Origin of the sequence: Streptomyces sp. AC602_WCS936, assembly GCF_019049125.1 — a bacterium.
Classification (GTDB): Bacteria; Actinomycetota; Actinomycetes; order Streptomycetales; family Streptomycetaceae; genus Streptomyces.
Genome location: NZ_JAGMUF010000112.1, coordinates 555179 through 561178, shown reverse-complemented (window position 1 = coordinate 561178; position 6000 = coordinate 555179). Strand labels below are relative to the sequence as shown.

The window sequence follows — 6000 nt, the reverse complement described above, 5'->3', positions numbered from 1 at the left end:
GTACGGCAGTACGGCGTGCGACTGGGCGCCCAGGAAGTTGCCGTACCAGATGCCCAGCAGCCCCATCAGCAGGGGCACGTTGGACTCGGCGGGGGCGGCGGGGGCGGCGGGGGACTGTACTCGCAGATGTACCGCACCGGTGGCGGGGGCGGAGGCGGCGCGGGTGGTGGTGTGGCCAAGTGCACGATTTCCGGTGCCGGTTCGAGGATCGGCGTCCGGGTCGGCGGCGCGGGCGGCGGTGGTCCCAAGGGCGTTGAAGGCAGGGTGGAGGGCGGCTCCGGCGGCCCCGGCGGGTCCGGCGGCGGAACGAACGGCTCGCCGGGCAACAAGAACGACGGGGGCGGTGCGGGCGGCGCCTGGGGCTCCGGCAACAAGCCGGACACGATCGGCGGCGAGGGCGGCGGAGGCGGCGGCTACTTGTGCGACGCCCCGCGCAACATGAGTTCGACCGGCACCGGGGCGATCAGCGCCGAGGCCGGCAATGCGAAGAACTTCACGGCCGGTACGGCGGGCAAGCGCGCCGACCTCCCCGGGGCCAAGGTTCCCGCCGGGGCCGGCCAGGGCGGCGTCGGCGGCACCGGCGGCAGCACCTTCAGCTCCGGCAACGGCGGCACCGACGGCTCCGTCGTCATCACCTGGTGATCACCCCGGCGTGACGCCACGGGAAGAGTCGGTGTGGCCGTCCCACAAGGGCCGGCCACCGGCGGACCTCACTGATAAGAGACGGCCACCCCGATCGCCTCGCCAGACACGCCGACGCGCGCCGACGGCAGCCTCCCTCCCACCTGCCGGAAGTTGGTGCACCCGCCCGTCACGATCCCCGCTGGATCCGGGTGTGGCCCAACCGGCCGGCCGAACTCGGAGTGCATCTCGCCGTTCGATGTCGCGTGGAGCGCGTGTGGGGAGAGCCGAAGTCTCTCGCGCAGTTGAGTGTCCGCGGCGGGGCTTGTGCTGCGTGGAGGCCGCCGACGATCAGGCGCGGCTGATGCGCCAGTCGGCGACGTCGTCGCCGCGGTTGTAGTAGGCATGGGTGCAGCGGGAAGGCGCTCCGGCTCTGAAGCGAGAATCAGCAGCTTGGTGATGGATCCGCAATCAGCGCGGCAGGGCCCCGGCGTTGTTACCGGAGCGGGTCGAACAGGTGTACGCGATCGGCATGCGGTGGGCCTGACAGCCAGTTGTCGAGGGAGCTGACTGGTTTGTCTGCGACTGTCGGGGGCCTCCCCGGCCATTGGTTCCGGCCGGGGAGACCCCCGGTTGGTCAGCCCATGGCGATGAAGTGGAAGGGACGGTCTGAGACGGCACCGAGCGAGTCGCCCGTGCGGATCGTCACCCTCTGAGCCGTCGCGCCGGCGGCGTGCGCGTTGTCGAGCAGGTACCAGCTGTCGCCGTCGATGGTGGCAACGACCGACGGCGGCTCCGCGAAGTCGTTGTTGAAGGTGATGGTGTACGTGCCGTCGCCGGTCTTGGTGACCGTGAAGCCGTAGCCGGCGGTCCGGGTGCCGTCGGCCGCGACGGTGCCACGGATGATCTGAAGGTTCTCGTTGGCGGTGATGGCCATTTCTGCGCTCCCTTCAAGGGGAATTTCCCTACAACAGGATTTCCGTGTGGCTTGCACCCAAGCTCTGTTCGAACGAAAGGCGTCCGCCCGAGGGAGCGCCCGTCCCTGCCGTTCTGTACCCGCGCGCGAGCGGGAGGTACGAGGCCGCCCGCCAGGTCTACAAGCGCGAGGGGCAGCTCCCGGGGAAGCACACCGCACGGACCGTCACCAGCGAGGAGCACGAGGAGCGGAGCACCTGCTGGGGCCTGGATCGAAAACCTGCGGAGCAGGGCCGCGACGCCGTCCTCGGAGCGGGTGGAGCAGGTGACCACGATCGGCATGCGGTGGTCGTGAGACGAGCCGGCCGGACTGCTCGGCTCAAGGCGGTGAACCTGGCAGGCGGCGGCCAAGTCATCGAGAGTGACCGGTACATGCCCCGCGTACGAGTGATTCCACGCCCCGCATCCTCACCGCGCCTGTGCTCGTTGCCAGCGCATGAAGAAGATCGTGTTCGCAGGAGTCCCCGCTCTCGCTCTCCTCCTCGCGGCTCCCGCAGCCCACGCCAATACCGGCCCCGCCCTCGGCGGCACCGTAGACGCTGCGAGCGACTGGGCTTTCAGCACCGCGACCGTGTGCCTTCAGGAAGTCGCCATCGTCCCTCAGGACGGAAAGGCCTTGGACCACGTGAACCATTGCCTGGACGGCAACGTGATCGACACCGCCGAGAGGTAACGGCGCCTGCCGCCTGGACACCTCTCATGACGACGACTGGGCCACACGTGCGCGCCCCCTTCCCGGGGGTTGTTGAGCCCACAGGCGAAACACCCCCGGTGAACAGGGGCGAGCCGACAATGACGGGGTGCGAGTGCCCTGGTGGGGGGGCAACTCCGTAAGCCCGAAGGCCGACATCCACGGGGGTCGACCGGTTTCGCGTTCTTCCACCGTCGCACAACCGCTCTGGCAGGCCAGAGGCGCCGCTCGCCAGCCCTCGGTTCGCGTGCCGTGCCGCTTCCTCGCTCGGCGGACGGGTGCACCCCCCTTCGGCGGCTCATGCACCGAACGGCGGGAGCAAGAAGGGCCACTCAGCGCCCGATATCGCGAACGCCGCAACGAGGAGATGCTCGGCGCTGAAGCGAGAGTCAGCACCCGTCTGCCTCGCCGCCGCGCTGGCGATCGTCTGGTCACCGACACGGCCCGTCCCCCGAGCCGGACTAGCGCAACGCGCGGCCTTCCTGACCGGGAGGCTGAGACCCAAGCGTGTAGAAATTCGTGAAAAGCCTGTTCCAGTTCGGCCTTTGGCCTGGAACCAAAGACGGTCTTGACGGGTTCACCGTTCTCGAAGACCCAGCGGTGCGGCGTTTGCTCCACTTGTCGTAGGCGACGGTCCCCGCGATGGGGGCGCTGGTGACGGCGCCGCCGATGATGATGCCCCGCCCGGTGTAGAAGGCGCGCAGCGCGGTGGGACCGCCGCGCTTGGCTGCTTCCTTGGCCAGTTCCGCGTAGGCCCACGCCATGGTGCTCCTCAACAGCTCCGGTCCGGCTCGTGCCGGTGGAGATTCTGACTGATGAGCAGGCTGAGGCGTACGGGACGTTCACCGCGGCGCCCACGCGCCGGGAGCTGAAGCGGTTCTTCTTGGCCCTGAGCTCCCGAAGCTGCCACGAAGTGACAAGAACTCAGGGTGTCATTAGGGCCTCGGTTTCCGTACGGGGTTCTGGAACTTCGGGGCCGGTGGCGAAGTCGACGTGAGCCTGCTCGACGGCTTACGGGTACGCCTCGCGCTTGGCGTGCTCGGCGAGCGCCCGGTAGATGCTGGCCACCGAGAGGCTCTGCCCCTTGCGCTTGCCGGTGGGGATGATCAGGTCGGGCTGGATCTGCTCGACGGACTCGCCGCCCGCGCGGCGCCGCAGCACGGTATGGAGCATGTCGTCGGTGATGACCGGTGGCCGACCGCCGTGCTTGCCCTTGCGTGCTGCGGTGTCGAGCCCTTCGAGTGTGGACTCGCGGATGTTCTCCCGCTCGGTCTCCGCCATTGCGGCGAAGAACGCGAACAGCAGTTTGCCGGGGCCGGTGGGGTCGTAGATGCCGGGCAGGGGCCCGGCGAGCATCTCCAGAGCCAGGCCGTGGGCGGTGAGGTGGTCGGCGAGCGCGGTGAGTTCGGCGGCGTCGCGGCCGAGGCGCTTCATCTCGTACACGGTGAAGATGACCCGGCAGTGCGGGGCGTGCGTCTTGACCTCCCGTGCGGTCCGCAGCGCCTCCTCGAACTTGGGCCGTACGCGGATGCGGGTGCTGATCTTCTCGCTGAAGATCTTGTCCCTCGGGGTGCCGTGCCTGGCGAACGCGTCGAGCTGGGAGTCGAGTTCCTGCCCGAGGGTCGAGCAGCGGGCGTACCCGATGCGGAAAAACCGGCGGTCGCTGGCGGTCCTTCATCCGGACGCGGCGTTTCGGCAATCAGTTTGGATGGCTGTGCCTGAAGCGCTCTCCAGTGAACGCGCGCTTGCCGACCGCGGTCCCCATCGTGGCCGATGGGGGCGCCGGTGGAATGGGGACCTGCGCCGGTGCGGCGTGCCGCGGGTTCCCACGAAATCCGGTGGAGCCTCAGCGGCCGGAAGTGGTTGGGTCCTGCTCAATGCTTCGCTGACACGGCCCGGCACAGTGCGAGGCGCAAGGTCCGAATCGCAGGCGCGGTCCAGCCCGCGTGTCGTCGAGTGATGGAGGTTATCGCGGTGGCTGGTTATGGGGCGCTTTCCGACGTATACGAGTGGCTGATCGGGGACGACAGGTTGACCCCCGCCAAGGCAGCCTCGGTTTACTACAGCGATGTCGTGGGCTCTTCGCCGCCCAACGCGCGCGTCCTCGACTGCGCGTGTGGAACCGGCCAGCTCGCCGTCGGTCTCGCGAGTCTTGGTCTTGACGTGGTCGCCGCAGACGCCAGTGATGGGATGGTTCGCCGGACCGAGAAGGCCGCCGACGAGCAGGGTGTCCCGCTTCGAGCCCTCCGCGCGAGCTGGGACGAGCTGCCCGACCACCTGGAGGACTCCACGTTCGATCTGGTGTTCTGCGTCGGCAACTCGCTCGGGCACGCCGAGGGGGCAGCCGGGCGCCTGACCGCACTGGAAGCGATGTCGCGGCTGCTGAATCCGGGCGGACGCCTTGTGCTCCACTCACGCAACTGGGAGCTCGTGCGCTCCGCCGGCTCACGGGTAGACGTCCGCGATCGACTCATCCGCCGCAACGACCGCGATGCGGTCGTCAGCTACTACTGGCAGATCGAGCAGCGCTGGGAGCAGGAACACTTCCTCGAGATCGTGGTCGCCCAGATCGAGCCGGATGGGGCAGTGCGAGCCTGCTCGGAGCGGTTGTCCATCTGGCCCTACCGGTACGAGGACCTCGTGGCGCAGTTGCGGAGCGTTGGGCTCACGGTGCAGTCCACCACCTTCGACCCCGAGAGCGATGGATACCTGGTGGTCGTAGGCCGCGACCAGGCGCGAGGCACGTCCGAGCCGCCGCGCTGATCCGCCTTGCGTCGTTGTCGTTGCCGACCTGCCGGCTCGCACCGGCTGTGTTGGTACACGGCCCTCGGTTCGGGCCCGGCTCCATCGGGGCCGGACATGGAGCGGTGCTTCCGGCTCCTCATGGCAGGAAGTGCTCCCTCTCGTGAAGTGCTGCGGGCCTGGGGATCAGCTGTAGTCGACGCCGGTGCCGGCGCTGCTGCCGGGGCCCTGCGCGGTAGCGTTCCCTGTCCGCTCTGCCTTCGCCGACCCGGTCCCCGTACCGCCTGGGCGCCGCACACCGGTGTGAGCCGTGCCGCCGTCAGTTCCGTCAGCATTCCCGGTGTCGACGGCCAGGTCCTCCGGGCCCGGAACTGAGGCCGGCGGCCGTTGCAGCAGCGCCCAGACCAGGGCGGCGATGCCGGTAGCGGCCTGCATCGTGGCGCCGACCAGCTGGCCGGTATCAGGGCTGCCCAGCAGCCAGACCAGCGGTGTCGACACGACACCGGCCGCCGCAACCACAATGACCGTGATCTTCCAACCTTGCGACACGCCCACCCCTGCACGACTGCTCGTCAGCCCATAGCGTCACGCGAGGGCTTCACTTGTAGCAAGAAGGCATACGCGCAGGCGTCAGGTATTTCCGGGCGGCGGGGCCTCAGCGGCCGGTGACCGGCCAAGCGCCTCGGCGCGGCATCGACCTCGCCACGCTCGCCGAGGAGCTGCGCGCCGGCGACATCGCGCTGGAGTTCCTCACCGGGGAGTTCCAGGGTCCGCACGACCCTGGCGGCGATCGTCTTCACCGTGCCGGCCGCGCTGTCCGGCATGGAACGCGAGTACGTCCGAGACCGCACCCGAAGGCCACGAGGCCGCGGGCCGGCGAGGCAAGACCATCGGCGGCGCCAGCGTTACCGATGACTCCGTGCTGTCCATGCGCAAGCTTCGACGCGACCACCGTGGGCCAGGCCGGAACC

The 6000-nt window shown here is 69.2% G+C and carries 7 protein-coding genes and 1 pseudogene; 2 read left to right on the top strand and 6 right to left on the bottom strand.

All coding sequences use genetic code 11. From position 1 onward, the window contains the following. Together KUM03_RS32140 and KUM03_RS32135 are read right to left on the bottom strand one after the other, a co-directional pair. A pseudogene (locus tag KUM03_RS32140) lies at positions 1 to 96 on the bottom strand (hypothetical protein); the annotation flags it as partial. 1162 nt (positions 97 to 1258) lie between these two features. Then, entirely contained in the window at positions 1259 to 1558 is a 300-nt protein-coding gene (locus KUM03_RS32135) for a hypothetical protein (protein WP_217254063.1), read from the bottom strand. A 474-nt stretch (positions 1559 to 2032) separates the two neighbouring features. On the opposite strand from KUM03_RS32135, the gene KUM03_RS32130 reads away from it, so the two are divergent. After that, positions 2033 to 2269 (top strand): hypothetical protein, encoded by a 237-nt coding sequence (locus KUM03_RS32130; RefSeq protein WP_217254062.1) that lies wholly within the window; start codon positions 2033 to 2035, stop codon positions 2267 to 2269. Positions 2270 to 2748: 479 nt separating this feature from the next. On the opposite strand, the gene KUM03_RS32125 is transcribed toward KUM03_RS32130, so the two are convergent. Both KUM03_RS32125 and KUM03_RS32120 read right to left on the bottom strand, forming a co-directional pair. Further along, positions 2749 to 3051, bottom strand: a complete 303-nt coding sequence (locus KUM03_RS32125) for a hypothetical protein (protein WP_217254061.1) — start codon at positions 3049 to 3051, stop codon at positions 2749 to 2751. Between the two features lie 247 nt (positions 3052 to 3298). After that, complete coding sequence (locus tag KUM03_RS32120) at positions 3299 to 3931, bottom strand: recombinase family protein (protein WP_217254095.1); 633 nt, start codon at positions 3929 to 3931, stop codon at positions 3299 to 3301. Positions 3932 to 4246: 315 nt separating this feature from the next. Here KUM03_RS32120 and KUM03_RS32115 point away from each other — a divergent pair, with 315 nt between their 5' ends. Continuing rightward, positions 4247 to 5050 (top strand): class I SAM-dependent methyltransferase, encoded by an 804-nt coding sequence (locus KUM03_RS32115; protein WP_217254060.1) that lies wholly within the window; start codon positions 4247 to 4249, stop codon positions 5048 to 5050. Between the two features lie 165 nt (positions 5051 to 5215). On the opposite strand, the gene KUM03_RS32110 is transcribed toward KUM03_RS32115, so the two are convergent. Then, positions 5216 to 5578, bottom strand: a complete 363-nt coding sequence (locus KUM03_RS32110) for a hypothetical protein (protein WP_217254059.1) — start codon at positions 5576 to 5578, stop codon at positions 5216 to 5218. A gap of 23 nt (positions 5579 to 5601) precedes the next feature. Further along, positions 5602 to 5853 carry a hypothetical protein gene (locus KUM03_RS32105; RefSeq protein ID WP_217254058.1) on the bottom strand — a complete coding sequence of 84 codons (252 nt, stop codon included), beginning with the start codon at positions 5851 to 5853 and terminating at the stop codon, positions 5602 to 5604. Positions 5854 to 6000: the final 147 nt, after the last annotated feature.

What these genes read in the sequence shown, in the direction of transcription:
- KUM03_RS32135 (WP_217254063.1), bottom strand. Translation starts at nt 1,558, where the DNA reads ATGGCCATCACCGCCAACGAGAACCTTCAGATCATCCGTGGCACCGTC.
- KUM03_RS32130 (WP_217254062.1), top strand. Translation starts at nt 2,033, where the DNA reads ATGAAGAAGATCGTGTTCGCAGGAGTCCCCGCTCTCGCTCTCCTCCTC.
- KUM03_RS32125 (WP_217254061.1), bottom strand. Translation starts at nt 3,051, where the DNA reads ATGGCGTGGGCCTACGCGGAACTGGCCAAGGAAGCAGCCAAGCGCGGC.
- KUM03_RS32115 (WP_217254060.1), top strand. Translation starts at nt 4,247, where the DNA reads ATGGAGGTTATCGCGGTGGCTGGTTATGGGGCGCTTTCCGACGTATAC.
- KUM03_RS32105 (WP_217254058.1), bottom strand. Translation starts at nt 5,853, where the DNA reads ATGCCGGACAGCGCGGCCGGCACGGTGAAGACGATCGCCGCCAGGGTC.